Genomic DNA, 26,305 nt, shown 5'->3' with positions numbered 1-26,305 from the left:
ACCACCACCGATCAAGGTGGGAATCAAACCACCACCGATCAAGGTGGGAATCAAACCACCATCGTGACACAGGACAGTACGGCGCTGCCAACGGTCACGGGTCAGATAACGCCTCAGACGCCGCCAGCAGCCACAACCATCGCGCATCAAATAACAATTGATTCTGAGAGCCCCCTTCCGAACAGGACTGGCGTTCTCTTGCCGACCCCCTACCGGACAGCTGACGTAACAGTTTCTGCGGTCAGAACCGAAGCGAACGTCTCCCCACAATTTGCGGTTGAGACAACCGCGACGGGACAAGTAATCCTCCGGTTGCGTACTGAACAGCCGATTGAGGCTGTACGATTTGACCTTCGATTGTCACATCCGGCCCGTTCAAACGTGACACAAAAACAACTCCGGATGGTACCGCCGGATGGTTCGCCGGCCGCTGGAAACGCGACTGTGCTGACTGGATACACGATTCAGCCGATCGGACCTACCCGACGGGCTGGTCCGTCCGGATCGTTTGATCGGGCTAATGGATCAGGGTACGTATACAGCGGTGCGACTGTGTACCAAGGCGAAGCCGATATCTCATTTAGGGGCAATCTTAGCGACCGGCTGCTTCGTACCACAGGGAGTGCTGCAGGCACTCTCGTCGAGACGCCAATTCGGTCTGACGCACCGGTTGGCAGCTACTCGACTGATGGCACGAATGCAACGCCAAACATCACGGTCCGACAGCCACAGATAACGGGGTTCCGTATTGAAAACAGACGAGGTGCTGACGTGAGCGGTGGGCTTGTCCGCACTGCTGAAACCGACCGGATCCCTGTAATTGCACAGTCGAATTTTGAGGACGCTGAACAGCTGAAACTGACAGTCGAAACGCCAGCAGGGCTTGATATCACAGATGAGGTCATTGACGGACCACGCGTCCGACAGGAAACTGATAACGGCGAACCTGCTGCTGTCCAAACAGCGACGAATCGCGCTCACGAGCCGAGAGGACCAGCCGCTACCCGAATCCACGGCTCCACGCAATCAAAAAGCAACCATGGAGCGACAGGGTTAGCTGGTCTACACGCTACCCCAATCGAGACGCAGACTCAGACAGAAACACCGATTGAGGCCAGTCGAACTGTCACCAACACTAACCTGGAGCAAGGTGGTTCAACGACAGTAACGATTACTGCAACTGTCGGATCAGCTGGACGGATTGGGATTAGTGAGGAATTCTCGCCCGCTGTTCGCTCCGCGGAAATCCAGTCGTTAACCGTCAACGATGAGTCAGTTGTGCCGCTTGTCGCTGCTGCAGACGAAACTGGAGTGGCTGTTGCGTACCAAGATCTTACTCCCGGGGATACAGTTACGGTTGAGTACACCCTCGGTGTGGGAGATAACGATCAGACCTACGAGATAACCGGGGAGGTCAGCTCAGGCTCACAGGAAATCGAGCTTGAGGAAACGACAATTGTTGCTGGGACTGGGACGTCGGGAACAATCTCTGCCGGGGGGTTTGTTCGCTGGGATGTCGCGCTCGATTCCGTTGAGGCATCCGCCCTACAGATTACTGTAACTGGATCAGATGATCTCCAGACCGACGACGCGCAAGTCCAATCTACAGTCAGTATTACTGACGGCGAGCCGTCTCTCTCACTCGAATCAGCGTCAGCTTCGAGAGGCACCACAACTGGAATTACCGTCCAAAACGGTAGCGGCGGAGCAACCTACACGACTGCTATTCCAGCAGCTGATATTCGCTCGCAGGTTGAGAAAGACGACTATTATCAGATTTTCCGTAACGTTGGCGATACCGAACAGATTGGTCTGGTTACAGACGAGCAAACGTATACTGACGGTGCTGTGCCCGATGAAGCTGTTCGCGCGGTGTATGCGACCGTCCAAATTGATCCGGATGACGCAGCCGGGGCAACCGAAATTCGGACGCGCTTCCTGGCCGATACTGCCGACGTTTTCCTCTCACGGGAGCCGCAACCGACGCCAACTGGCTTCGATACGGCCACGCTCACTGTCATGGATACATCTGTTTCTCTTCGTGAGCCACAAGTCTACACCACGGGCGCTCAGACAACGATCGCCGGCACAGCAAGCGCCGGCGTCGACGCCGTGGCACTGTATGTTCGCACAGAGCGTGGCTTTGAGCTTATTGATCTTGACGGTGAAAATGGCCAAAGAGACGCCCAGATCGACGTCTCAGGGAGTTCATTTTCCGCCGACGAAATTAAAATTTCGTCTGGCGATCTGCCGGGGAATGACATCCTCTCTCTGCCCGGTCAGTATCAAGTTGGGGTTGTACCTGTGGCTGCAGTACAACGCACCACGTCAAATGAATCACTGCCGACGCGAGTCCCGGCACCGGTATTTCTAAATAGGAATGTAAACACGACAGGTCTCACGGTTCGGAATGGGAATCTTACCCTCACCCGAGCTGGGCAAAACCAGACGATAGCGACCACGACAACGGATCTGTCCGTGGCAGGGCAGGCTACTGGATCCGAACAGATTCTCGTTGCCCTCGTAGGCGCGCGCGGCACGATCCAAACCGAAATTATCAGCACTGACGGGCCAACGTTCACTGACACGGTTACTGTTGGAGACGTAGCAGCGGGAGAGGCGACGTTGTATGCAATCTCAACCGGTCGTGACGGGATTGTTGGTGATGGTCAGCTACCAGGCGCCGATACCGATACCGAAACGACACTTACCGGGGTAGCTGCGTATCTAAATCAGCGTGTGACCGGCGGAATGACGCCGGCTCAAGCGGCTGATGTGATCCTCTCACAGACACGGGCAGATGTTGGGAGTGATGACCGAGTTGTTACCGAACGCATTCAGGTTTCTCAACCGCGTATCACTATTACAAACGTCACGACAGAAGGCCAGACAGGTCAAGCGCTTCGTATTCGAGGCAGTACAAACAACCGGCCGTCTGAGACATCGCTTCTTGTCACACTCCGTCAGAATACAGAAATCAGACAGCGCACACAGGTGTCATCCTGGGCGGCTGGTCGCTGGAACGTCTCATTAGACACGAGCAACTTGTCTGCTGGCCGTTACGTTGTTGTCGCGGAAACCATCAACGCTGACGACCGCCAGCGGTTCAGACTCAATACAACAGCCCAGACAACAACAGTAACGATGACACAATCAGCCCGTCCGCGTGGAGTCGATTCCGCGCCAAAAACCACCACGGTGCAGCCTCCCACAGACTCCCAGTCGCCGACAGTCCCACAGTCAGTACCGTCGATTATATCACTACTGATAACCCGCGTCAACGGCTTTGGGTTCGGAATTTTCAGCTATATTTTGAGTATTCTATTATACGGCGTTGGATACCGTGTCTTAACATCTGCCACGTGAGCCCGGGAGAATCCTCCTCCTACGGGATTTTAGCAGGCATGGACGCGCCCTTTGATCTCAGGACATGGGTTTCTGCATCGCTTGTTGTGATCATTTTGAGGTAACCGGCGGCAGAACTTGTGTATAGAAGTCAATCAAAATGTGTGGTGTGCACTCACATATCATGAAAATGCAATTGTTGGTGGCAGCGTGTGTATCCACCCACTCCCCAGCTGCTGTTTGCACTCCCGACGAGATACCCTCAGCGGGGTTCACAAGAGATAACCTTGCTACCCCCCAGCTATCCAAATTAGGCCCCAGTGCCTGTCAGACAGTTTTTTGCAATTATTTTGTCTATAACACAATGGCGTGAACAAGATAACACACAAAGTATTTACCTCACCCATTACGTCTTGAGTATGTATCGTGCCGAACTGTGGGCAAGCGAATCCACGTGTTCGGTATGATAAACACACTACTAAATATGACACGCAGCAAGCAGATTCGAGCGATCCTGCTGTCTGTGCTTATGGTCATGTCAGTGTTCGCGGTTGCGGGCACTGGTTCCGCCGCTGTCTCGGATTCCAATCGAGACATCGGTAACCAGAGTCCGGCTCCCGGCGCTGATGTGACTGTCACGACACAGGTCACAGTTGATAACGGAAGCGCGAACTTCGGACTGAGTGAGACGTTCAGTCCGGACTTCCAAGATGCATCGATTGATTCAATTCAGGTTGACGGATCCGCAGTCAGTCCTACTGACCTAACGGGCCAGGGCGCCGATGGAACCGGCGCTACCGTTGGTCTTAGTTCCAGTGCACTGAGTGACGGATCGACGGTCACGGTCGAGTACACCGTCACCGCCCTGAACCAGACGAACGCCACGCACACGATCTCCGGGACGGCTACGAACGGTCCGAACTCGGAGACGAGCGTGGGTGGCGAGACAGAATTCACTACCACTGATGGTAGTGGTGACGGCGGCGACGGCTCGGACGGCTCTGATGGCTCCGACGGTGGCGACGGCGCCATCGAGAACCGCGACGTTGCCGACGAAACCGACGCCGAGATTGACGGTGTCTCCGAGGGTGACGTCCTCGTCACTAGCGGGAACACTGTCTACCAGGGTGAGGAAGGAATAACCTTCATTGACCCGGCGACCAACGAGGTCTACTCGGCCAGCCAGCTGTCGGGTACCTCCGGCAACCGTGAGGGTACCCCGCTCCAGATGCCCATCCCGGAGAATGAGGATACCGGTACCTACGATCTGAACGGGCCGGAGTCCGGTGACGGTGGCTTCAGCACCACCGTTGTCGAGCCGCGGATCACCACCTCTGAGGTCCGTCTCAACGGTGACGACATCGACCAGGTTGCCTCCTCGCGTTCGGGCGATCTCGAGATCTTCGCTGAGTGGAACTTCGACGACGCTGAGGGACTTGAGGTGTCTGTTGAAGACCCCAGCGGCTCCGAGATTACCGGCGAAGTGGTTCAGGGGAGCGACGTGCTCACCGAAAGTGGCACTGGCGTTGAGCTCGACTTGAGCACCGAGGATGCCGGCGAGTACACCGTCACCTTCGAGGGCAACGACGATCTGGACCAGGACGACGTCGTCCAGGAGTACACGATCGAGACGACCAGCCAGGACTCCGTCTCGATCGACGTGGCGGAAGACAGTGTCACGCAGGGTGACAACGTCGAGTACACCGTGAGCGGCGGCACGAACAACGACTTCCACACGGTTACGATCGACGCGAACGACTTCCGTGACGATATCGACGAAGACACTGCGGAAGACATCTTCCGGAACGTCGAGGACGTCCAGGATACGGGCGTCGTTTCGGATAACGGCGACTTCGACTACGCGTACGCTACCGTCGAGATCGACGGCACGACCGGTGTCGGCTCGATCAACACGGGCGCGCTTGACGATTCGTCGGTTGAGGTCGAGGTGTACGAGGCGACCGACGCCTCGACGCCGGACGTTGATGGCCTCGAATCGCTTGACGATGTGAGCTTCGACGTTGAGGAGGGCGAAATCGTCCTCGACAGCCCGACCGGGACGTACACCATCGGGTCCGAGGCTGACATCAACGGGACGGCCGCAAGCGCCGATGAGGTTGCCATCTACGCTCGTGACAACAACGAGTGGGAGCTGCTCGACGTCAACGACGATGGCGAGCTGGATGAAGACGACTTCATCTCGGTTGACTCGGACGACAGCTTCGAAGAGGAGGACGTGAACCTGCGCAGTGCCAGTAACATCCTCGCGTTCGAGGGGAACTACGGCATCGGTGCCGTCGACGTTGCGGACCTCCCGGACGACGCTGATGAGTTCGACCAGCTGTCCAACTCTGACTTCAGCAGTGCATCGAGCACCCGTGAGACGATCACGGCCCAGAGCGGCGACCTGAGCGCCAACTTCGCCACAATCAACGGTCAGATTGCTGACGAAGTTGACGAAGATATCGACGTGAACGGTACCGCAACCGGTCAGGATACGATTGTGGTTGCGTTCGTTGGTGAGCGTGGCGACACGTACGCCCAGGAGATCACCGTCGATAACGACGACACGTTCGAAGAAGAAGATATCTCGCTTGTCGACATCTCGCAGGGTGCGGTCTCCGGTCACGTCATCTCGCCGTCTCGTGACGGCCAGTTCGGCGATGGCGGCGACTGGGGCACTGCTAGTGAGGTCGTCAACGAGATTCAGGGTCTCGGTCAGGGCAGCAGTACCGGTGACCAGATCCGGAGTCAGATCCTCGCGAACACGGTTGATGAAACCGGGAGCGACGACCTGATCGTCTCGACGACGTTCCGGATTAACGACCCGACGCTCTCGGTTAACAACGTCTACCCCGAAGCGGCTGAGGCAAGCGGTCTCAACCCGGTCGCAACTGGTGAGACGGTTGTTGTCGAGGGCGACACGAACCGCCAGCCTGACAACGCAGCCATCACCGTTGAGCTCCTGACGCAGGACGAGAACTCCATCCAGTCGGTCTCGACCGACACGTGGGGCAGCAACGGTCAGTGGAGCGTTACGATGGACACCTCTGACGTTGAGACTGGGACGTACATTATCGAAGCCGACGACGGCGAGAGTACGGACCGTGTCAACGTTGAAATCGTCGAAGAGCGCCAGACTGACGACGGCGAAGACGGCGCTGACGACGGCGAGGACGGTGCCGACGACGGTGCCGACGACGGCGAGGACGGTGCCGACGACGGTGCCGACGACGGCGAGGACGGTGCCGACGACGGCGCTGACGGTGACGACGGCGCTGACAACGGTACCGACGATGGCGGTGACGGCGGCACGGACGACAGCACGCCCGGCTTCGGCGCGCTCGTCGCTCTAGTCGCCCTCATCGCGGCCGCCCTGCTCGCGACCCGTCGCGACAACTAACGCCGACTAACTACCGAACGGATCTCCCGTTCGGCCCACGCGGTTCGCGGTTCCATTTTTTCGCGCGTCTCGACGCTTCGAGAGCGATCCGTCTCGCGGTCGCCGCCGACGCGACGCCGTAGTGACTGGTACACCACGCTCGCCGACGCACCACTCCTCGGGCGACCGGATGACCGTGACGAACGCTCCGGCGTTGCCGTGATCGGGCACAACAGTCATATGGTACAACCGATTACAGTCGGCTACACCATGCCGGTACTCCTCGACGATCACGACGCCGACCTTCCACTGCGACCGGGGACCACGAAGTCGGACATCGCGGCGTTTCTCTACCGTCACCCCGATTGGGGGTACTCGCCGCAGGAGGTCACGGAGGAGCTCGACGTCCCTCGCGGGACCGCCACGACCACGCTCGCGCGCCTCCGCGACGAGGGCCTCGTCGGGAAGACTGACGACGGCTACTATCACGCCATCGACGACCGGTCCGACGTCCGGCGGTACGTCGCCAGCCTCGACCAAGTCGACCGGCTGTTCGGTCGCCACCGCGACGACGACGTCACGCCCGAGGAACCGGAGAAGCGGATCGGTGAGGATCGTACCAACGACGAACTCGACGCGGAACTCGACGCGCTGGAAGCGGAGCGCGACGAGTCCGATGAGTAAGCTACCTGCGGGAACCGTCTGTTGGGCGCGGGATCCGACGGGTGCGCATCCCCAGCGACCGGTCGTCGTCTTGGCTCACGAGACGCATCCGTTCAGCGCTACCGATTGCACCGTGATGTGTATCGGAACGAGTGCGGGAGCGTACGAGCAAACGACTCCGGAACTCGAAGACGAACACCTCGACGGGATTTCGTTCGCTGACGCCTCGTACCTCATGCCGTGGGCGCTGTACACGATCGCTCCGAGAACGATCGCGAACGGGAGTACGAGCGGTGAGCTCACGGAGGCGGGACGGAGACTGGTGAAAAAGTCGCTCATTTCGCTCATCCCGTGATCGACGGTCCGCGGAGTTGACATCCTCCTCCGCCTGAAGGCGGAGGAATCCCACGGCACCGCGCCGCTGGTTTGGGATATTAGGATTTGCAGTCTACCACTTGATCCTGCGGTTGGAATCCGCTGGACAAATCATATAGGTAGACTCCGGGCTGTGCCAACCAGCCGGTACTCCTATCCTCGTCCAAACTGGCCGAAGACTCGGAGTTACTTTCGTTCATGTTGAGACGGATGTTCTCCGCCCCGTTCACGTCTGCGTTGAACGCCGCATCACACTCCTCGCAGACGTATAGACCACGCTCAACACGCTGACTACCGTCTTCTCTCCCACACATACAACACGTCTTGCTCGTGTCGCGCTCGGACACTTCTACGACTTTGATGCCTTCCACTTTCGCCTTGTATTCGAGCAGGTCCGTGAAGCGGTCGAACGCCCACCCGTGCAAGTCGAGGTTTCCGTGCCGACCCCAGTTCTTTGAGCTACCATCTTCGTCCTCTCGGATACCCCCCAAGTCCCCCACGTTGATACGACCAACTTGGTTTTCAACACACCGTTGAACGATATGTTTGGCGAGACTGTGGAAGAAGTGAGTGCGCCGCTCCGACCATTTCGCGTGTAGACGGGTGGCTTCTTCGCCACCTGAGTCGTCGCACTTGGCAATCTCTTTTGGGAAGTAGTAGCCGTCCTGTTTCAGCCGGTTGCCGGGGTAGAGGTCAGCTTCCTCGGTACTGTACGCAACGGTGGCAAAGTTACAGATACCGAGGTCAATACCTGCCGTCTCGGTGCCGGGAGCGTCAGGAGTCTCAACTTCGTCATTGCAGACGAGGTGTAGTTCCCATTGCCCGTTTGAGTTGTCGTAGACGGCGCGAACCTGTTGTAGATTTTCGACGGTGACGCCGGGTGCGGTTTCGTACTCAACGAGGATGTACTCTCTCGCTCGGGGATACTCCTTGTGATTTCGACCTTTTGAGAGGCGAACCCGATCGTTCTTTGAGTCGTGACGGATGCCTTTCTGTTTCCACGTCACCGTGCTACGCGGGTGTTCTTCGTGGACGCGACGACCCTGTTGGTCGTAGTAGTTTTCTTTGCGGTAGCCGGGGGGGTTATCTCTGTCATCATCGGAGCCGTACCACGAGTTGAAGGCTTCAGCGAGTTCCTCCAGAACGCGCTGACTGGACTGACTGTGCAGCCCTTTGTATTTGTTGTGGGTCTTCAACTCGTCTTTGAGGTCTCCGTGATCGGGGATTTCACCTGTTTCATCCCATACTTCGCGGGAGTAGTAGTTAGCGACGTTCCAGAGCTTGCTGGCTGACCACCCGTGCCTGTCAAGCGACTCCACTACCTGACCGTGGTTGAGGATTTTCGCTTGGTGGGTGCGGTGGACTTCCAGCATCTGAAACACCCTATAACAAGTTATAGTTAGGTCATCAATAAAAGATCTGGCTGAGAACGGTGGAATATCCAAACTTGCTATCGATAGTAGGGTGTGTCAGAGTTGTCGGATTCATCCCGCGCCTGAAGGCGCGGGTATTCTCCTTGTATTTTATAACGATGAGCCGTTCCAAACCGCGAACTCGCCGTGAGCGCGCTCGATACCTCCGACTAGTCCAGTTGTGCCGTGGTGCGTGATTCCCCGATACCACGGTAGAACGTCTGTAGCCACCGTTCTCGAAACCCCGTCACAGAAAGTATTTACCCGCGACGGCGGTAGATCAGGGCATACATGGACACACGTCTCACCCTCGCGGCGGTCCTCCTCGTCGGTGTCGCGGGGATCGCCGCGCCGCTGGCCGCCCCCGCGGCGGCGCAGTCCGAGCCCGCCGTCGGCTTCGGCGACGCTCGGACGACGGTGGCGCAGGGTGACGTCGCAACGATCGATCTGCAGCTGCGCAACGCCGACCGAGCAACCCTCCAGATCAATGCAGCTAGTCTGCCATACCGGGCGACGCTTCGCGTACACGACGGCGACGGCGACGGGACCGTCCAGGTCCGCGCCAACACGTTCCACGGCGAGGGTGTCGACGGCGACGAGCGATTCACCGCGGCTGGCGACGCAGACGAGGCCCGGCTCCTCGCTGAGGCGAACCCACCTGAGGGGGCCGTCCTCGACACCGGGCGCTACAACCTGATCGTCTCGACCGCCGAGACAAGCGTCGCGGCCGTGCTCGCCGTTGAGGAGCCGACCGCCAGCAGCAGCAACGCGACCGTCGTCGCTCCAGACGCCTCACTCAATCCGGAAGCGGGCGACTCCGAGACGACAGCAGGCAGCTCGGGCGACGCGAGCGCAGATGACGGGACGAGCGAGACGGACGCAGCCGATCCGCTCTCTGCCGCCCGCAGTGACCAGGTGCGGACGGCGTTCGCCGTCAGCGGAATCGGCGGAATTCTTGAATCACCTGCGCCCGCGAACAACCTCGTGTTTCCCGCTAACAGCGCTCCTAGCGCACAGACAGTTCACACAATTGAGACGGCACCTGACGAGGATGTCTCGGTGCGGTCAGTGACGATCGACTACGGCATTGATGACGCCGTCCCGCCGCGGACCGTCCACCAGTTCACCCGGAGCGACATCGAGGCAATCGGGATCGATGAGACGGGTGACGGCTACATCGACCGCTCGGTGGGGATCGCGATCCAAAACACTCGGACGAGCACCGACGGTCGCATGACGATTACGTTCGACCGGTCGGTCACCATCGCGAGCAATCAGACGTTCCGGCTGGCCTACGCGATGGAGAACCCCGAGGTGACCGGGCCACAGGCTGTAAGCGTCGCGCTCGACGGCGAGCGAACGACCCATCACGAGCGCGGGACCGTGCTGTACGGGCCCGCGGGACAGGGGACACTTGGGTACGGCGTCGACCTCCGTCTGACGACGGCGGACGGCGAGGGGCCGACCGCGCCGCTCGCGGCGGTCGAGACCGCATACGACATAGACAATGGTGGGCTCGTCGCGATGATCGACACGGACGCGCTCGCGACCGAGGAGTACGCCGTGGAGCTGACGGTCGGCGAGGCCGCTCCGGAGCCGGTGCCGCGCGTCTCGTTGCGCGAGCCGTTCACTGTCGTCGAGCCCACCGCCGAGTTTACCAACCGCTCTGTGGGTGACGACGAGCAGCTCTCCGTGACCGCGGACACCAACCTCGCGCCGGAGGGGTCAGTGATCATCCGCGTGGAGGCCGACGAGTCGGGCGGCGGTATCAGCCAGGTGCTCAACTGCGTGGCCACAGTAGAATCTGACGGCGCTGTCGGCTGCGAGTTCGACCTCTCGAGGTCTGCGAGTGACTTCGACATCGAGGTCTCGATTCAGCGAGATGGCTCCGTCATCGCCGGGCCGACTGAGTACAATTAACGGACTCCTCTGGTCGTCGTCTTGGTTCGGCCGAGATTGCTTCGATGCTCCGCGTCCGTACTGTTTCGGGACGGATGCAAAGAACACCACCACAAGGAGAGTGGGCCCCGTTTCGCGACGATTCCGGTCAAATCCGGTGGCCGAGCAGATATGTCGCTCCCACAACTGCGACCCCGCCGAGCGCCTCGCGGGTTCGGATGGGGACGAACACGGGACCGGCTCGATCTAACGGGTTCTCGTCACCGGTTACCGGCGTATCACCATCCCCGGTCACCATGCTCGCGTTGCCACTCGATTCGTCGTCAGATCCGGATCTGTCCTCGTTCCTGTCGCTTCCAGCTCCGTCAGCGGCGGAGGTGTCCGTCGCTTCCTCGTCGGCCGACTCGGGTGGCGTACTGACTGCCGGCGTGATCGACCGAGAGTACTGTCCGTGTTCATACGCAATAATGAGATTGACGGCGGTTTTACCGGGGACGGCCGTGAGCGTATGATTAAGATCAACGGTCGTCGCTGGCGGCGCGTCTGCCTCGTACACTCGAGCGATGTCGAGCCGTTCGCCGGACCGCGTGTCGATCGATTCGAGTGTCACACGGCGAATCTGCGCTTCTGAGACATTGCCGGCAACGTGAACCGTCTTGGCAGTCACATTGGTCACGTTCTCCGTAACGGTCACACGCGGGGTTGGATCATACGCAACGCTGAATGTTTGATTTTCAACGTTGCCAGAGGAATCTTCGGCGACAAGGCGGAACTCGTTATCCTCGTTGGTATCGTACAGATCGATCGTCGTGTTAACGTCATAGGTGAGTCGCTCCGGCTCCGGTCCAGGCTCGTCGCCGGCTAACAGTACCTGCGATGCGCCGTTGCTGGTGCGACTGAGTGTCACCCGGTGGAGTTTTGTTTCGTCACGAACGGTTCCCCGGACACGTACTGAATCGGTGTAGCTCTCGTTCGGTGCGTGAAGCGTGATAGTCGGGTCAGTTACATCGTCGACGATCAATCGGAACGAGTCCTTTCGTATCCGACCGGTTGAGTCAGCATACCGTGCCACAATTCTGTTTGTTCCGTTCGCAAGCAACAGATCCTGTGAAAACGAGTCGCCCGGTTTCGGGAGCCGGTAGACGTTACGCTCAGTTGGGATAGACTGATTAGAAGCGTATTTAAAATGTGTGCGTTCAATCCAGATCCACTCAACGTCTGATGCTGTATGGAGCGTGCCGGCGAGCGTCACCTGGCCTCCAGAGACGTTCGTCTCGTTGGGGGGTCCACCTACAACACTCGTAGAGAACGGCGAGCTGTAGCGGACCCACGGCGCGGCAGTGTGTTTGATAACTGTCGTTTCCGACGAAGCGACCTCTGCTCCTCTCGCAATCACCTCCACGGTATTTTTATTTGGGTCAAGATCAAGCGCGATGCTTCGATTAAACGACTGAGAGTTAGGGTGGTACGAGTGACGGATCACTCCGTTAACGCGAATCTCGATTAAGTCGATCGTTCCGTTCGAGCTGACGGTGACGTTGGCGGTTGGATCCGTCATGACAGTGATTTCGCTGTTGTCGGTAAATGACTCACCACCAATCATCACATCAATTGCTGGCGCCGCCTGTGCCGTCGCGGGTCCCGTTCCGACGCCGGCGCCGACGAGCGAGAGACAGAGGGCGAGACAGAGCGCGGTACGGAGCGCGCGGTTCGACGGGGTCGTGTCCGGGATCATGTGAGGCGAGTCGCCGGATCGGGGCGCCGGTCGCCGCCGATTCGGCCTGTACACGCGTCCGGTCGCCTCGTCGACGCTTAACTGTAGTGCGCCAGTTATCGAACCCGATAGCTGAACGCGCTCCGAGCGCGGGGAGGAGAGCTCGGGGGACGCGGAGGGCGCTCGCTACCGGGTGCCGGGCGAGCCGAGAAGGGGATCCCCCGCGGAACCGCTCAGTCGCCCGCCTCTTCGGCCGCGTCGCGGGCGTTCTCTCCGATCGGCTCGCTCTCCCAGTACGGGTGGTCCGCGTCGGCGCGGAAACACGCCGCCGAGCGGCGCTCACCGACGTCGTACGCCGGCGGCGCCGACTCGCGACAGGCCGTCCGCGCCTCGGGACACCGGGTGTGGAACCGACAGCCCGCGGGCGGGTTTCGGGGCGAGGGCACGTCGCCGCGGAGCGTCTCGAACTCGCCGTCCCGCTCCTCGGTCGTCACCCGCGGGACGCTCGACAGCAGCGCCCGCGTGTACGGGTGCGCCGGGTCCGCGAAGAGCTCGTCGACCGGCCCCACCTCGACGATCTCGCCGAGGTACATCACCGCGACGCGGTCGCAGATGTGCCGGACGACGCCGAGGTTGTGCGCGATGAAGAGGTAGGTGAGCCCGAACTCCGCCTGGAGGTCGTCGAGCAGGTTGAGGATCTGCGCCTGCACCGACACGTCGAGCGCCGAGACGGGCTCGTCGAGGACGATGAACTCCGGGTCGACCGCGAGCGCCCGCGCGATCCCGATCCGTTGGCGCTGGCCGCCGGAGAACTCGTGCGGGTAGCGGTCGGTCTGGTCGGCCGAGAGCCCGACGCGTTCGAGCAGGCTCCCGGCGCGAGCCAGGCGGATCCGCCGGTCGGAGGCGTCGACGGAGACCGTCGCGACGACGCCGTCCTCGGTCGTCTCGACGGTCGTCCCGAGCAGGTCGCGCCGCCGGTCAACCTCGGCGGCGACGCCCTCCGCGTCCTCGCGGACGGTGACGGCGACGCGCGCGATCCCCTCCTCGGCGTCGACGACGCGATCGACGTCGTCGTCGACGCGAACCGCGACGTCGCCGGGGTCGAGGGAGTCGCCCTCGACGGTCACGTCGGCGACCGTCTCGACGTTCGGGTCGCTCCGCGGGAGCCCGTGGATACGGAGCCCCTCGGTGACGATATCGCCGGCAGTCATGCGCGGGTCGAGACTGGAGAACGGGTCCTGGAAGACGATCTGCGCGCGCTTGCGGAACTCCGTCAGCTCCGCGTCGGTCAGCTCAGAGAGGTCCCGCCCGTCGAAGGCGACGCGGCCCTCGGTGGCCTCGCGCAGGCGGAGCACGGTCTCGCCCGTGGTCGACTTGCCGCAGCCGGACTCGCCGACGAGCCCGAGCGTCTCGCCCTCGGCGACCTCGAAGGAGACGCCGTCGACGGCCTTCACGCTCTCCGTCTCCGCGCCGAGCAGCCGGTCGAGCAGGGACCCCTCGTCCGCGTAGTGCTTCCGGAGCCCCTCGACGGCGAGGAGGGGATCGCTCACTCCCCGTCACCCCCGAAGTGGTCCTCGGGAAGCGCCTCGCTCGGGTCGTAGGGGCGGTCCGCGAGCACGCACTTCGCCCCGTGTTCGGCGTCGGCGTCGACGACGCGCTCCGCGGGCTTCGCCAGGCACGACTCCATCGCCTTCGGACAGCGGTCGGCGAAGTAACACCGGTCGTCCATCTCGGCGTCGACCAGTCCGGGGACGTTGCCCTCGATCGGTTGCAGGCGCGGTCGCGGGTCCTCCAGGTCGGGGATCGACCCCAAGAGCCCCTCCGTGTACGGGTGGACGGCGTCGTCGAACACCGCGTCGAGCGTCCCGCGCTCCACGACCTCGCCCGCGTACATCACGCAGACCCGGTCGCACATCTCCGCGATGACGCCGAGGTCGTGGGTGATGAGAACGATGCTCATGCCGCGGTCCGCCTGGACCTCGCGCAGGAGGTTGAGGATCTGCGCCTGGATCGTCACGTCGAGGGCGGTCGTCGGCTCGTCGGCGATCAGCACGTCGGGCTCGCCGGCCAGCGCCTGAGCGATCATCGCGCGCTGGAGCATCCCGCCGGAGAACTCGCCGGGGTATTCGTCGACGCGCTCGGCGGGGATAGGGATCCCGACCCGTTCGAGCAGCTCGATCGCCCGCTCGGTGCTCTCGTCGCTGGTGTAGCCGCCGCCGGGGACGATCCCGTCGAGGAGGAACCGACCGAGCCCGTACCCCTGCGTCCGCGAGCGCGTCGACCGCGGGTTCGCGTCCGCGCGCCGTTGGACCTCGACCGCCTCGGCGATCTGCTCGCCGACCGTGATCGAGGGGTTGAAGCTGCTCATCGGGTCCTGGAAGATGGTGCTGAACGACGGGCCGCGGAGCGACCGGCGGACGCGCGGCGGGACCGTCCGGAGGTCGACGTGGTCGCCGTCGACGCCGACCGCGTCGTCCGCGCGGAACTCGTCGGCGAGGTCGGGGTTGCGGTACCAGATCTCGCCCTCCGTGACCCGTCCCGGCGACTCGACGAGGTCGATGAGCGACAGCGCGGTCACCGACTTCCCGGAGCCCGACTCGCCGACGATCCCGAGGATCTCGTTGTCGCGGAGGTCGAACGAGACCGACTCGACCGCGTTGATCTGTCCCTCCTCGGTGAAGAAGCGGGTCGAGAGGTCCTCGACCGAGAGCACGTTGTCTGGCCCGAGCGTCCCGGTCAGCGCAGTGTCGCCCCCGCGGACGGCGTCAGCGGGCACGGTCACATTTTCTGGGGGGGTAGTGTCACTCATCTTTTTGTGAGCACGAGATCCTGCTGCTTGGGGTAGGGAAAGTTGCGACACTCGGCTGTCCATCTACTGCCTCTCGTTGGTGTCGAGTGTACGGTAGTCCTTGAGGTGAAGAATCTTCCACGAGTAACCGTGTCGGTTTTTGAACCCACTTAATGCCTCGTACTGGTCTTCCTCGATCTTGAGATGGATGTTTTTTGATATTCATGAAGATTGTATTATATATTCTTATGAACCTTCGGAGGGTATGTGGTATTGTTGGATGACCGCTACGGTCACGAAAACACTTGAAGCCACACTCGCGCCGCCGACGGCGCACAAAGAGCGTCGGCTTCAGCGTACTGTGGCGACGTATCGTCGTGCTCTTTTTCGGTCGTTCGAGAGCGGGGCGGATACGCAATCGGCTGTTAATAATATTGTCACCAGATATACTCTTACGTCTTATGCGAAAGACGCGCTGAAAAATTACGTCCCGGAACTTTTGAACACGTATAACGCCGAGGAATTGGACGAAGACCACCCGATTCGTTTCACGAATCGGGGATTCAAGATCGATCACTCTGAAGAGCGAGAGCACGGGTTCTGCTGGCGCGTTCCGCAGGCCGGCCGTGGCAACGCTTTCTGGATTCCGCTCCGCATCAACCCCGCTCAGCGGGAACTGTGGGACGACCTGTTCGACGGCAACCTGACAGTCGGCGAGTTCCGACTGCAAGACCGTCCCACCAGCTGGGTGCTCCACGTCACCGTCGAGTACGAAGTCGCAGAACCGACAGAGCCGGACGATCCGACGCCAGTTGGTTTTGACATCGGTGAATCCAAGCTCCTGACGGGCTGTGCCCTGACGGATAGTGGTACCCCAACCCAACCATACATTTACGATGGTGGTCGAGCGCGACACCTCCGCAAAGAGATGTTCACAACTCTCCGTCGTCTCCAAGAGCGTGACGCCGCCGAGTGGCGGATAGATGACCGATTTGGCCACTACCAAAACGCCCTGACAGATATCGTTGAGAAGGCCTCCCGCGAAGCCGTCGAGTACGCCCGGTCTTTTGAGAACCCAGTTATTGTTCTCGAAGACCTGACCGATATCCGCGAGGATCTCGACTATGGGGCGTGGATGAACCGGCGGCTCCACAACTGGGCGTTTGCCCGTCTCACCGGCCGTATCGAGGATAAAGCTCTCGACGCGGGCATCCCGGTACAAAAAGTGCGCCCGGCATACACGAGCCAAACGTGCCATGCCTGTGGTCATCTCGGCTCGCGGTCGTCGCAGGCGGCGTTCCGATGTACGAACGACGAGTGTTGGGTGACTGAGTATCAAGCAGATATCAACGCGGCGGCCAACATTGCCGGTCGCCTCAACCCGTGGGGAGAGAGCCTGGCTTGGAAACCGGCAGGCGATGACTCGCCAGGGGACGGGAGTGGCTGTGACACCACCATGGAACACCGGGCGGCGAGTCGACACCCCCGACAAATGACCCTCTCGGCGTACAGTTCCGAAACCTCCTCGCGTAGCGAGCCTTCCACTGTAGGAAGCCCCGCCGCTCACGGCGGGTGAGGATGTCACGCCGCACCCCCTTCGCCCTCGATGCCGGGGTCCAAGGCGTCACGCAGCCAGTCGCCGAGCAGGTTGATCCCGATCACGGACAGCATGATCGCGAGCCCGGGGATCGAGGCGATCCACCACTGGCCGGAGGAGACGTAGTCGCGCCCCTGCGCGATGTCGAACCCCCACGAGAGCGTCGTCCCGGAGAAGCCGAGGAACGACAGGGAGCTCTCTAACAGGATGATCGCCGCCACCTGCACGGTGCCGAGGACGATGATCGGGGTGATCGCGTTCGGCAGGACGTGCCGGAGGATGATCGCGTTGTCGTCGGCGCCGAGCGCGCGCGACGCCTTCACGTACTCCTGGCTGCGCAGCGAGAGGGCTTCCCCCCGGGCGACCCGAGCGAACCACACCCAGTTGACGAGGCCGACGACGATCACCACCGTTATCGGCAACACGAAGCTCTCGGGCATCTCCGGCGCGAGCCCGGCGGCGACGAACGGGTCGGGGACCGCCACCGCCGCGCGGCCCCAGAGCCCGATCAGCGCCACCGCCAACACGAGCGAGGGGAACGCGAGGCTGACGTCCGCGATCCGCATCAGGGTGTCGTCGACGCGCCCGCCGTGGTAGCCGGCGAGCAGGCCGACCGGCACGCCGATCGACGCCGCGAGCAGCGTGCCGAGGACGCCGACGACGAGCGACGTGCGGGCGCCGTACACCACCCGCGAGAACATGTCGCGGCCGAGCCCGTCGGTGCCGAACACGTGGTCGGGGTCGGCGGTGATCTCGACCTCCTCGGTGACCGTCTGGATCTCGCCGTCGACCATCTGCGAGGTGGTCCGCTCTTCCGTCTGCGAGAAGCCGATCGGCGGGAGCTCGCTCTGGTCGAGCTGCTGTTCGGTCGGGTTGTGCGGCGCGATAAAGGGGGCGAACACGGCGGTCAACAGGATGACCGCCACCAGCGCCAGCCCGAGCTTCGCGAGCCCGCTGCCCCTGAACTCCTTCTTGAGATTGCGTATGACACGTGAAGAGACCATGTTAGTCGGTCACCACCTCGGGGTCGAGGTAGGCGTACACCACGTCGACGAGGATGTTGACGAGGACGAAGCTCGTCCCGATGACGATCAGGCTGCCCTGGAGCGCCGGCCAGTCGCGCTGGTTGATACTGTCGATGACGAGCGTGCCGAGCCCGGGCCACGAGAACACCGCCTCCGTGATGACGGCGCCGCCGATCAGCGTCCCGAGCTGGAGCCCGAGGACGGTGATCACCGGGATCAGCGTGTTCCGGAGCGCGTGTTTGTACCGGATCAGGGTCCGGGGGAGCCCCTTGGCCCGCGCGGCCCGGACGTACCCCTTGCTCAGCTCGTCCAACATCCCCGACCGCGTCAGCCGGGTGATGAGCGCCATGAAGTAGGTGCCGAGGGCGATCGCGGGCAGCGTGATGTACGCGAGCCACGTCAGCAGCGTCCCGACGAACGGCTCGGCGGTGACGAGCGACAGCGCGACGTCGCCGACGGCGACCCCGCGACCGCTGGTGTTGAAAATGTTGAACTCCACGGCGAAGACGAGGATGAGCATGATCCCGAGCCAGAAGTTCGGGGTCGAGATGCCGCCGAGCGACAGCAGCGTCGCGCCGTAGTCGACCGGCTCGTTGCGCCGGGTCGCGCTGATCACGCCCAGCGGAACGGCGAGCACGACGGCGACGACGCTCGCGGCGACGGCGAGCTCGACGGTGGCCGGGAGCCGCTCGAACACGAGCGTCGTGACCTCCTGGCCGCGGATGTACGACCGCCCCATGTCGCCCTGAAGCAGCTCGAAGACGTACCGCCCGTACTGGACGTACAGCGGCTGGTCGAGCCCCAGCTCCGCCGCGATCGCCTGTCGGGTCTCCTGTGACGCGTCGAGCGGGGCGACCGCGTTGATCGGGCTGCCGGGCGTGACGAACCGGAGCGCGAACACGACGGTGACGACGCCCCAGACGACGCCGACCCCCTGGAGGCTTCTTTTGAGTGCGAATCTGCCGAGTGACATGAATAGCGGTGTGGAGAGGTGGCGGTCGCCTTACTGTCGGGTGGCCGTGTCCGGGTCGATGAACTCGTCGGCCCGCGGCTCCCACGATATCTCGTTGGAGACGCCGTAGACGCTGAACTGCTGGTGCATGAACACCCACGGCGCGAGGTCGTGTGCGAGCTGGTTCGCCTCCTGAAGGATGTCGGCCCGCTCGTCGGGGTCCTGAGTCGACTCCGCCTCGTCGAGGAGCCCGTCGAGCTCGTCGTTTTCCAAGATCGTGAGCGCGCCCTCGGAGGAGAGCAACGGCGTCAGGGTCTGGCTGCCGTCGAACTCGGCGTTCCCCCACCCGAGGAGGGTGAAGTGCGGGCGGTCCTCGATGTTCGGCGCGGTGACGTCCTGGACGAGCGAGGAGAACTCGCGCTGCTGTAGCTCACAGGAGACGTTCGACAGCGAGTCGATCTGGTTGGCCGCCGCCTGCGCGATCTCGACGTCGCGGAGGTAGCGCCCGATCGGCGTCTGAAGCGTGATCTCCACGCCGGCGTGGCCGGACTCCTCGACGAGCCGCTCGGCCTCGTCGGGGTCGTACGGGTACGGATCGATGTCGGGGTTGTACCCCACGTGGCCTTCGAGGGTCGGCTGTGCGGTGAGGTTCCCGAAGCCGTTGAGCACGTTCTCGATGATGCTCTCGACGTCGACCGCGTGGTTCATCGCCTGCCGGAACTGCCGGCTGGAGAACGGCTCCACGTCGTAGCGCATCTGGAGGAAGATGATCCGCGCGCTCGGCACGGAGTTGATCGTCGCCACGTCGGAGCCGTTCACCCGCGACACCTCGTTCGGCGGGACGTTCGTCACGATGTCCGTCTCCTCGGCGAGCAGCTGGTTGACCCGCGTGCTCGACTCGCTGGAGGCGGTCATGCTGAGCTCGTCGACCGCGGGCGCGCCGTCCCAGTACTCCTCGTTCGGCCCGTAGACGACCTCGTTGCCGGAGTCGTACTCGGTGAGGCGGAACGGTCCCGTTCCGTTGGCGTTCCGGTTGATGTAGTCGCCGCCGTGCTCCTCGACCCACGACCGCTGCATGACGTCGCCGTTCGTCGCGAACAGCTGGAACGCGATCGGGTTGTACCCCTCGAAGGAGACCGTCACCTCCCCGTCGCCGGTCGTGACCTCCGAGACCGGGCCGAGGTCGTTCGTCTGCGGACTGGCGATGCCGACGTCGTTGAAGACGATTCGGCGGATGCTGAACCGGACGTCCTCCGCGGTCAGCTCGTCGCCGTTGTGGAACGTGACGCCGTCGCGCAGGGTGAATCGGACGCTGCCGTCGTCGGTGCGCTCCCACTCGTCGGCGAGGCCGGCGATGATGCCGCCCTCCTTGTCGCGGTCGAGCAGGCCCTCGTACAGCTGCCCGGTGATGATCTCGGTGTTCGTCTCGGCGTGGTCCTGCGGGTCGAGCCCGGAGTCCATCTGCCCCATGGTGACGCCGAGCTCGAACGCGTCGTCGCCCCCGTCGGAGCCGTCCTCGCCGTCGGAACCGTCCCCGCCGTCCGTGCCGTCGCCGCCGTCGGAGCCGTCCGACCCGTCGCCGTCGTCGCCCGTGCAACCCGCGATCCCGACCGCGCCGGCCGTCCCGGCGTACTTGAGCACCGTCCGCCTGTCGACGTGTTCGTCGCTGTCAGTCGGCATAGCCGATCCCAGACAGCAGAACGTTATGAACCTACCGGCCGACACAGGGGCTGTCGGCCCCGCCTGCCGGCGATCCGGCGACAGAACGGCGTCGCGAATCCCTGTCGTGCGACGCCGTGGCACGAAACCCCGACGCGAGCGGAAACCGACGCCTATGTAGGGGCGCCGGCGGTAGCGGGGCGACATGGACGCACCCGATCTCGGACCGCGGTGGGGAGCGGTCGAGGCGGACGCGGAGTCGACGGCGGCGGCGTACCGAGAGCGCGGCTGGACCGCGGTCGCGGGCCACCCGGGGCAGGTGAACCCCGTCGCCGACGCCGCCCGGATCGACGTGCTCTTGCCCGGGTCGGAGTTCGACGCGGCGCTGGAGGCGGTCGACGAGGCGGCCGTCGACGGCGTCGACGTGTACGCCGGCGCCGCGGGCGGCGTCGCGTACCGCCTGGTGGTCGCCACCGACGACGCGGCGGAGGTGGCGCTGTGCGTGCCCACGTATCTCGGGGACGACGACCTCGCCTCGCTGCGCGCGGCCGCCGAGGCGTCCGGGTCGCTCACCGTCCGGCTGCGACCGCTCGACGACCGCGACCGCGTCGAGATCGCGATCGACGATCCCGCGGCGTTCTTCGACGCGCCGGCGGAGTGAGACGGGCGCGGAGGTCGGCGTCGAGGGGCGCCGCCCGGCGTCCGGATCCGCGGTCGTGCGACGCACGCACGTGGGTATCGATACCGCGATCGACTTCGACGTATTCATACTTGTGCGATCGCGATCATTCCCATGAACCGCGCAGAGAAGGCGGCCCTCCAGCTGCAGGCGGTCGCCGTGTTGCGGATGCTGAAGGAGACGCGCACGTACGAGGAGCTCTCCGCGGTGACCGGGCTCCCGTCGGGCGACCTGAACCGGTACGTGAACGGCCACGTGCTCCCCGGCGCCGACCGGGCGAGCGAGGTCGTCGAGGCGGTCGGCCGCGACGCGCTCGCCGACGAGCTGATCGCCCGCGTCGAGTTCGACGACGAGGGGTACGTCGACAACTCCGGCGTCGTCTTCGACCAGTCGTTCCTCGACCTCGTCGCGCCGGTCGCCGCGGAGACGTTCGCGTTCGAGTCGCCCGACGTCGTCCTCACCGCCGCCACCGACGGGATCACCCTGGGCGCGGCGATGGCCTCCTTCTTCGACGCGCGCCTCGCGTACGCCAAGAAGTCGAAGGAGACCGCCGTCGAGGAGTTCATCGAGTCGCGCCAGCGGCTTGCCTCCGGCATCGAGCTCACCTACTACCTCCCCGCCAGCGCGGTCGACGCCGGCGACACCGTCCTCGTCGTCGACGACCTGATCCGGTCAGGCGAGACCCAGGAGCTCCTCCTTGACATCGCCCTCCAGGCCGAGGCCGACGTCACCGGGGTGTTCACCCTCATCGCCGTCGGCGACGAGGGGATGGAGCGCGCGAGGGCGATCACCGACGCCCCGGTCGGCGCGCTGACGACGTTCGAGTAGGCACGTTCGACCAGTATTTTTCGGTTCGTCGGGGGAGAAACCGATGAAAATACGCATATACGTGGATACATCCCGATTTCGTTCAGCAAGGCTTATGTGGAGATACTGACGAGCCATGTCCGTACATGGGCCTTTCAGACGCGCTGGCGGCGCGGTTCGACGTCGAGTCGCACGGGTCGGACGTCCGGACGGAGCTGGTCGCCGGGGTCACGACGTTTCTGGCGATGTCGTACATCATCGTGGTCAACCCCACGATCCTCTCGAACGCGATCCGGATAGAGGGGTACAGCCAGGGGGAGGTGATCCAGATGATCGCCATCGCCACGGTGCTCTCCTCGGCGGTGGCGACGCTGGTGATGGCCTTTTACGCCAACCGGCCGTTCGGGCTCGCGCCCGGGCTCGGCCTCAACGCCTTCTTCGCGTTCACCGTCGTGTTGGGCCTCGGCGTCCGGTGGCAGACGGCGCTGGCCGCCGTCTTCGTCGAGGGCGTGCTCTTCATGCTGCTCACCGCGATCGGCGCCCGCGAGTACGTCATCCGGCTGTTCCCCGAGCCGGTCAAGCGGTCGGTCGGGGCCGGGATCGGACTCTTCCTGCTGTTCATCGGCCTCCAGGAGCTACAGGTCGTCGTCAACGACGACGCGACGCTCGTCGCACTCGGGAACGTCTTCGCGAACCCGTGGGCGATCCTCGGCGTGCTCGGCCTCGTGTTCACGTTCGTGCTGTGGGCGCGGAACGTGACGGGAGCGATCATCGTCGGCGTCCTCACCACCGCGCTCGCGGGGTGGGCGCTCACGCTCGGCGGCGTGTTCGCCCGCGGGACGGTCACGCCCGAGTCGCTCCCCGCCGCGCAGTACGACATCACGCCGCTGGCGGGCGCGTTCGTCGACGGGCTCTCGGGGATCGACCCGCTCACGTTCGTCCTGGTCGTGTTCACGTTCTTCTTCGTCGACTTCTTCGACACCGCCGGGACGCTCATCGGCGTCTCGCAGTTCGGCGACTTCCTCGACGACGACGGCGACCTCCCCGACATGGACCGGCCGCTGATGGCCGACGCGGTCGGGACCACGTTCGGCGCGGTGCTTGGCACCTCGACGGTGACGACGTACATCGAGTCGTCGACCGGCGTCGAGGAGGGCGGCCGCACCGGGCTGACCGCGCTGGTCGTCGGGGTCCTCTTCCTGCTGTCGCTCGCCGCGATCCCCGTCGTCGCCGCGATCCCGGCGTACGCCTCCTTCATCGCGCTGATCGTCGTCGGCGTGATGATGCTCCAGGGGCTCGTCGAGGTCGACTGGACCGACCCGGCGTGGGCCGTCTCCGCCGGGCTCACGGTCACCGTGATGCCGTTCGCCTACTCCATCGCCGACGGGCTCGCGGCCGGCATCGTCGCGTTCCCGCTGATCAAGGTCGCGATCGGCGAGGCCGACGACGTCGCCCTCGGGCAGTACGTCATCGCGGCGCTGCTCGCGGCCTACTACGTGCTCTCGACCGCCGGCTACATCCTGTAGCACGGACGGCGCGGCGGCGGACCGGACCGCCGCCCGTGCGCGGCGCGCGCACCGTCCACCGTACTTCTTTACGCGTCTACGCCGTAGGGAGCGTGATGGCAAACCTGACGCTCTACGAACTGGAGGGCTGCCCGTACTGCGCGAAGGTGAAGACGAAGCTGGCCGACCTCGACTTAGAGTACGAGTCGGTGATGGTGCCGCGCTCGCACTCCGAGCGCACCGAGGTGGAGGAGGTCAGCGGGCAGACCGGCGTGCCCGTCCTCGTCGACGAGGCGAACGGGGTCGAGGGGATGCCCGAGAGCGACGACATCGTCGAGTACCTCGAGGAGACGTACGGGAGCGCGAGCTGAGGCGGCGGGGCACTCCTCGACCGGGGCGCGCCGGCGACGACGACCGTCTCTCGGGCGGCGGTCCGCGGCCCCGGTCGATAGCGAGGCTATTTATCCGACGCCCGCCACGTGCGGAGCGTGCGACTCGTCCACCGCAGCGGTCGGTCCGACGACGCCGCGACCGCCGGTGACGCCGTGACCGGCGACGGCGACTCCGCAGTCGACGACGGCGACCCGACCGTCCTCGCGAGCGACGTCGAGGTCGCCCGGTCGACGCTCCGGCAGGCCCGCGGGCTGATGTTCAGACGCTCCGTTCCCGAGGGCTACGCGCTCGTGTTCCCGTTCGACGGGGTCGACGCGCGGTGGCTCCACATGCTGTTCGTCCCGTTCGCGATAGACGCGCTGTGGCTCGTCGACGGCGAGGTGACCGAGCGGAAGCGGCTCGCCCCGTTCGTCGGGCTGGGTCGGGGCCGGGCCGACGCGGTCGTCGAGCTCCCGGCGGGCGCGGCCGACGGGGTCGCCGTCGGCGACGAGGTCCGGCTCGTCGACTGATCGGGGCGTCGGTCGGAGACGGGTCGGTCCTACTCCCCGTCCGGCGTGCGGAGCTCGATCTCGATCCGCGTGCCGCCGGTCTTGGTCTCGCCGATGTCGAAGCTCCCGCCGCCGGCGGTGACGATCCAGTTGACGTACCAGAGCCCCAGCCCGCTGGCGTGTTCCAGCGGGGTCTCCTCGCCGGTGAGCACCGCGCGCTCGGCGGGCGGGATCCCCGGGCCGTCGTCGGCGACGACCAGCGACGCCCACGACTCGCTGGGGAGCTCGGCGGCCGTGACGCTCACCGAGGGACGCGCCGCGTCGCCGTGTCGGATCGCGTTGTCGACGAGCTCCGCGATCGCCTCGGCGAGGTAGCCCACGGCCGACACCGTGATCCCGGTCGGAACGTCGACCTCGACGTCGGCGCGCTCGCGGAGCGCCGGCGGGAGCATGGCGATCGCCTCCTCGACCGCGTCGGCGAGGTCGGTCGGCCGCGGGGCCGGGCGGTCCGCGAGCAGCCGCTCGACCCGTCGCGAGGTCTCGCCGACGCGTAACAGCCGCTCCGCGGTGTCGACGACGCGCTCCAGCTCGGCGGCGAGCTCCGGGTCGTCGACCTCGGCGATCGCCCGCTCCGTGAACCCCGTGACGACGTTGAGGTCGTTCCGGAAGTTGTGGCGGAGCACCCGCGTGAGGACGGCGAGCCGCTCCTCGCGGACCGACGCCTCGGTGAGGTCCTCGCCGACCCCGACCGCGCCGACGACCTCGTCGCCGTCGGTGACCGGTCCGAGCGAGAGGCGGTACGGGACGCGCTCGCCCGAGCGCGTGACGAGCGTCGCCTCGCACTCCGCGCCCGCCCCGTCGCCGTAGACGGACCGGAGCGCGTCGGCGACGGCGTCGCGGGTCTCCTCGTCGAACAGCGACGGCAGCGCGGTGGCCGACAGCGCCTCGCCCCCGTAGCCGACGTCCGCGGCGAGCCGGTCGTTCCACCGCGAGAGGGTGCCGCGCGCGGTGCACTCGAACAGGGCGGCCGGGACCGTCGCGGCGATCGCGTCGGTGACCCGGAGCTGCGAGCGGAGCCGCCGCTCGGCGGAGACTCGGTCGGTGACGTCGGTCAGGCCGACGATCAGCCACTCCCGGTCGGCGATCGTCGCCGCGCGGACCGCGAGTTCGAGGCGCCAGAGCGGGGCGTCGGAGACGGTCCACTCGAACCGAGCGACGCCGCCGGCGTCGCGCGCGTCGGCGACCGCCTTCCCGATCGGCTCGCCGGCGACGGTCCGCTCCGCCTCGCCGAGGTCGTCGAGCCCCGTCAGCGTCAGCGCCCCGCGGTCGCGGTCGAGCAGGTCGGCGGCCGGGGCGTTGGCCGCGCGGATCGCGCGGGTGTCCGGGTCGCACGCGAGCGTCGGGGTGGGAATCGCGTCGATGAACGAGCGGAGGACGGGCGGGGCCGCATCGCCGACGGACGCGTCCGGCCGGCGCTCGCCGGTCGCGTCGCTCCCCTCGCCCGCCGAGAGGCCCCCGTCCGCGTCGCCGTCGGCCTCGCGATCGCGACCCATACGTAATCGGACTGACGCGTCCCGCGTTTATGTCTCTGTGGGTGGAGCGGTCGAGGGCGAGGAGAAGAG

At 64.2% G+C, this 26,305-nt stretch carries 18 protein-coding genes and 1 pseudogene; 11 read left to right on the top strand and 8 right to left on the bottom strand.

The window, feature by feature from the left end; genetic code table 11:
* Positions 1-771 precede the first annotated feature (771 nt).
* The 4 genes and pseudogenes from ACFQMF_RS04215 to ACFQMF_RS04200 all read left to right on the top strand — a co-directional run bounded on the left by ACFQMF_RS04215 (position 772) and on the right by ACFQMF_RS04200 (position 7,411).
* A complete protein-coding gene (locus ACFQMF_RS04215) occupies positions 772-3,366 on the top strand; it encodes a hypothetical protein (RefSeq protein WP_256410060.1) in 2,595 nt (864 codons plus the stop codon).
* Positions 3,367-3,808: 442 nt separating this feature from the next.
* Positions 3,809-3,913, top strand: a pseudogene (locus ACFQMF_RS04210) (surface glycoprotein); the annotation flags it as partial.
* Positions 3,914-3,973: 60 nt separating this feature from the next.
* The gene (csg, locus tag ACFQMF_RS04205) at positions 3,974-6,748 is read left to right on the top strand and encodes an HVO_2072 family ArtA-dependent S-layer glycoprotein (RefSeq protein ID WP_256410059.1); all 2,775 of its coding nucleotides are present in this window, start codon (positions 3,974-3,976) and stop codon (positions 6,746-6,748) included.
* Positions 6,749-6,997: 249 nt separating this feature from the next.
* Positions 6,998-7,411, top strand: coding sequence for a winged helix-turn-helix domain-containing protein (locus tag ACFQMF_RS04200; protein WP_256410058.1), 414 nt, complete (start codon positions 6,998-7,000; stop codon positions 7,409-7,411).
* A gap of 413 nt (positions 7,412-7,824) precedes the next feature.
* Here the strand turns inward: ACFQMF_RS04200 and ACFQMF_RS04195 are convergent, their stop codons facing one another.
* Positions 7,825-9,138: an RNA-guided endonuclease InsQ/TnpB family protein gene (locus ACFQMF_RS04195; protein ID WP_256410056.1), complete on the bottom strand. Its 1,314-nt coding sequence runs from the start codon at positions 9,136-9,138 to the stop codon at positions 7,825-7,827.
* Positions 9,139-9,468: 330 nt separating this feature from the next.
* Between ACFQMF_RS04195 and ACFQMF_RS04190 the strand changes: the two genes are divergently transcribed.
* Positions 9,469-11,097, top strand: coding sequence for a DUF7827 domain-containing protein (locus ACFQMF_RS04190; protein WP_256410055.1), 1,629 nt, complete (start codon positions 9,469-9,471; stop codon positions 11,095-11,097).
* A 127-nt stretch (positions 11,098-11,224) separates the two neighbouring features.
* Here the strand turns inward: ACFQMF_RS04190 and ACFQMF_RS04185 are convergent, their stop codons facing one another.
* The 3 genes from ACFQMF_RS04185 to ACFQMF_RS04175 form a co-directional block, all read right to left on the bottom strand.
* A complete protein-coding gene (locus tag ACFQMF_RS04185) occupies positions 11,225-12,811 on the bottom strand; it encodes a hypothetical protein (RefSeq protein WP_256410054.1) in 1,587 nt (528 codons plus the stop codon).
* A 212-nt stretch (positions 12,812-13,023) separates the two neighbouring features.
* Positions 13,024-14,340: an ABC transporter ATP-binding protein gene (locus ACFQMF_RS04180; protein ID WP_321169241.1), complete on the bottom strand. Its 1,317-nt coding sequence runs from the start codon at positions 14,338-14,340 to the stop codon at positions 13,024-13,026.
* Entirely contained in the window at positions 14,337-15,599 is a 1,263-nt protein-coding gene (locus ACFQMF_RS04175; protein WP_256410053.1) for an ABC transporter ATP-binding protein, read from the bottom strand. Before ACFQMF_RS04175 ends, ACFQMF_RS04180 begins: the two co-directional genes overlap by 4 nt.
* 259 nt (positions 15,600-15,858) lie before the next feature.
* On the opposite strand from ACFQMF_RS04175, the gene ACFQMF_RS04170 reads away from it, so the two are divergent.
* Positions 15,859-17,154, top strand: coding sequence for a transposase (locus ACFQMF_RS04170; RefSeq protein WP_256410052.1), 1,296 nt, complete (start codon positions 15,859-15,861; stop codon positions 17,152-17,154).
* Positions 17,155-17,159: 5 nt separating this feature from the next.
* On the opposite strand, the gene ACFQMF_RS04165 is transcribed toward ACFQMF_RS04170, so the two are convergent.
* Genes ACFQMF_RS04165 through ACFQMF_RS04155 form a run of 3 tightly spaced genes read right to left on the bottom strand, consistent with a single transcriptional unit; the run spans position 17,160 to position 20,832 of the window.
* The gene (locus tag ACFQMF_RS04165) at positions 17,160-18,179 is read right to left on the bottom strand and encodes an ABC transporter permease (protein ID WP_256410051.1); all 1,020 of its coding nucleotides are present in this window, start codon (positions 18,177-18,179) and stop codon (positions 17,160-17,162) included.
* A gap of 1 nt (position 18,180) precedes the next feature.
* The gene (locus ACFQMF_RS04160) at positions 18,181-19,173 is read right to left on the bottom strand and encodes an ABC transporter permease (protein ID WP_256410050.1); all 993 of its coding nucleotides are present in this window, start codon (positions 19,171-19,173) and stop codon (positions 18,181-18,183) included.
* A 30-nt stretch (positions 19,174-19,203) separates the two neighbouring features.
* Positions 19,204-20,832, bottom strand: a complete 1,629-nt coding sequence (locus ACFQMF_RS04155) for an ABC transporter substrate-binding protein (protein ID WP_256410049.1) — start codon at positions 20,830-20,832, stop codon at positions 19,204-19,206.
* Positions 20,833-21,016: 184 nt separating this feature from the next.
* Here ACFQMF_RS04155 and ACFQMF_RS04150 point away from each other — a divergent pair, with 184 nt between their 5' ends.
* The 5 genes from ACFQMF_RS04150 to ACFQMF_RS04130 all read left to right on the top strand — a co-directional run bounded on the left by ACFQMF_RS04150 (position 21,017) and on the right by ACFQMF_RS04130 (position 24,704).
* The gene (locus ACFQMF_RS04150) at positions 21,017-21,472 is read left to right on the top strand and encodes a DUF7529 family protein (RefSeq protein WP_256410048.1); all 456 of its coding nucleotides are present in this window, start codon (positions 21,017-21,019) and stop codon (positions 21,470-21,472) included.
* A gap of 132 nt (positions 21,473-21,604) precedes the next feature.
* Positions 21,605-22,318, top strand: coding sequence for a phosphoribosyltransferase family protein (locus tag ACFQMF_RS04145; RefSeq protein ID WP_256410047.1), 714 nt, complete (start codon positions 21,605-21,607; stop codon positions 22,316-22,318).
* A 125-nt stretch (positions 22,319-22,443) separates the two neighbouring features.
* Positions 22,444-23,823 (top strand): NCS2 family permease, encoded by a 1,380-nt coding sequence (locus ACFQMF_RS04140; protein ID WP_256410046.1) that lies wholly within the window; start codon positions 22,444-22,446, stop codon positions 23,821-23,823.
* Between the two features lie 95 nt (positions 23,824-23,918).
* On the top strand, positions 23,919-24,173 hold the full coding sequence (locus ACFQMF_RS04135; protein WP_137782601.1) for a glutathione S-transferase N-terminal domain-containing protein: 255 nt from the start codon (positions 23,919-23,921) through the stop codon (positions 24,171-24,173).
* Between the two features lie 174 nt (positions 24,174-24,347).
* Entirely contained in the window at positions 24,348-24,704 is a 357-nt protein-coding gene (locus tag ACFQMF_RS04130) for a DUF192 domain-containing protein (protein WP_256410064.1), read from the top strand.
* Between the two features lie 29 nt (positions 24,705-24,733).
* Here ACFQMF_RS04130 and ACFQMF_RS04125 read toward each other — a convergent pair whose 3' ends face one another.
* A complete protein-coding gene (locus ACFQMF_RS04125) occupies positions 24,734-26,236 on the bottom strand; it encodes a sensor histidine kinase (RefSeq protein WP_256410045.1) in 1,503 nt (500 codons plus the stop codon).
* Between the last annotated feature and the right edge of the window lie 69 nt (positions 26,237-26,305).

The sequence above is a fragment of the Halorubrum rutilum genome, from assembly GCF_042665015.1.
Classification (GTDB): Archaea; Halobacteriota; Halobacteria; order Halobacteriales; family Haloferacaceae; genus Halorubrum; species Halorubrum rutilum.
The sequence above is the reverse complement of the archived record's forward strand: the minus strand, read 5'-3'. Positions and strand labels throughout refer to the sequence as shown.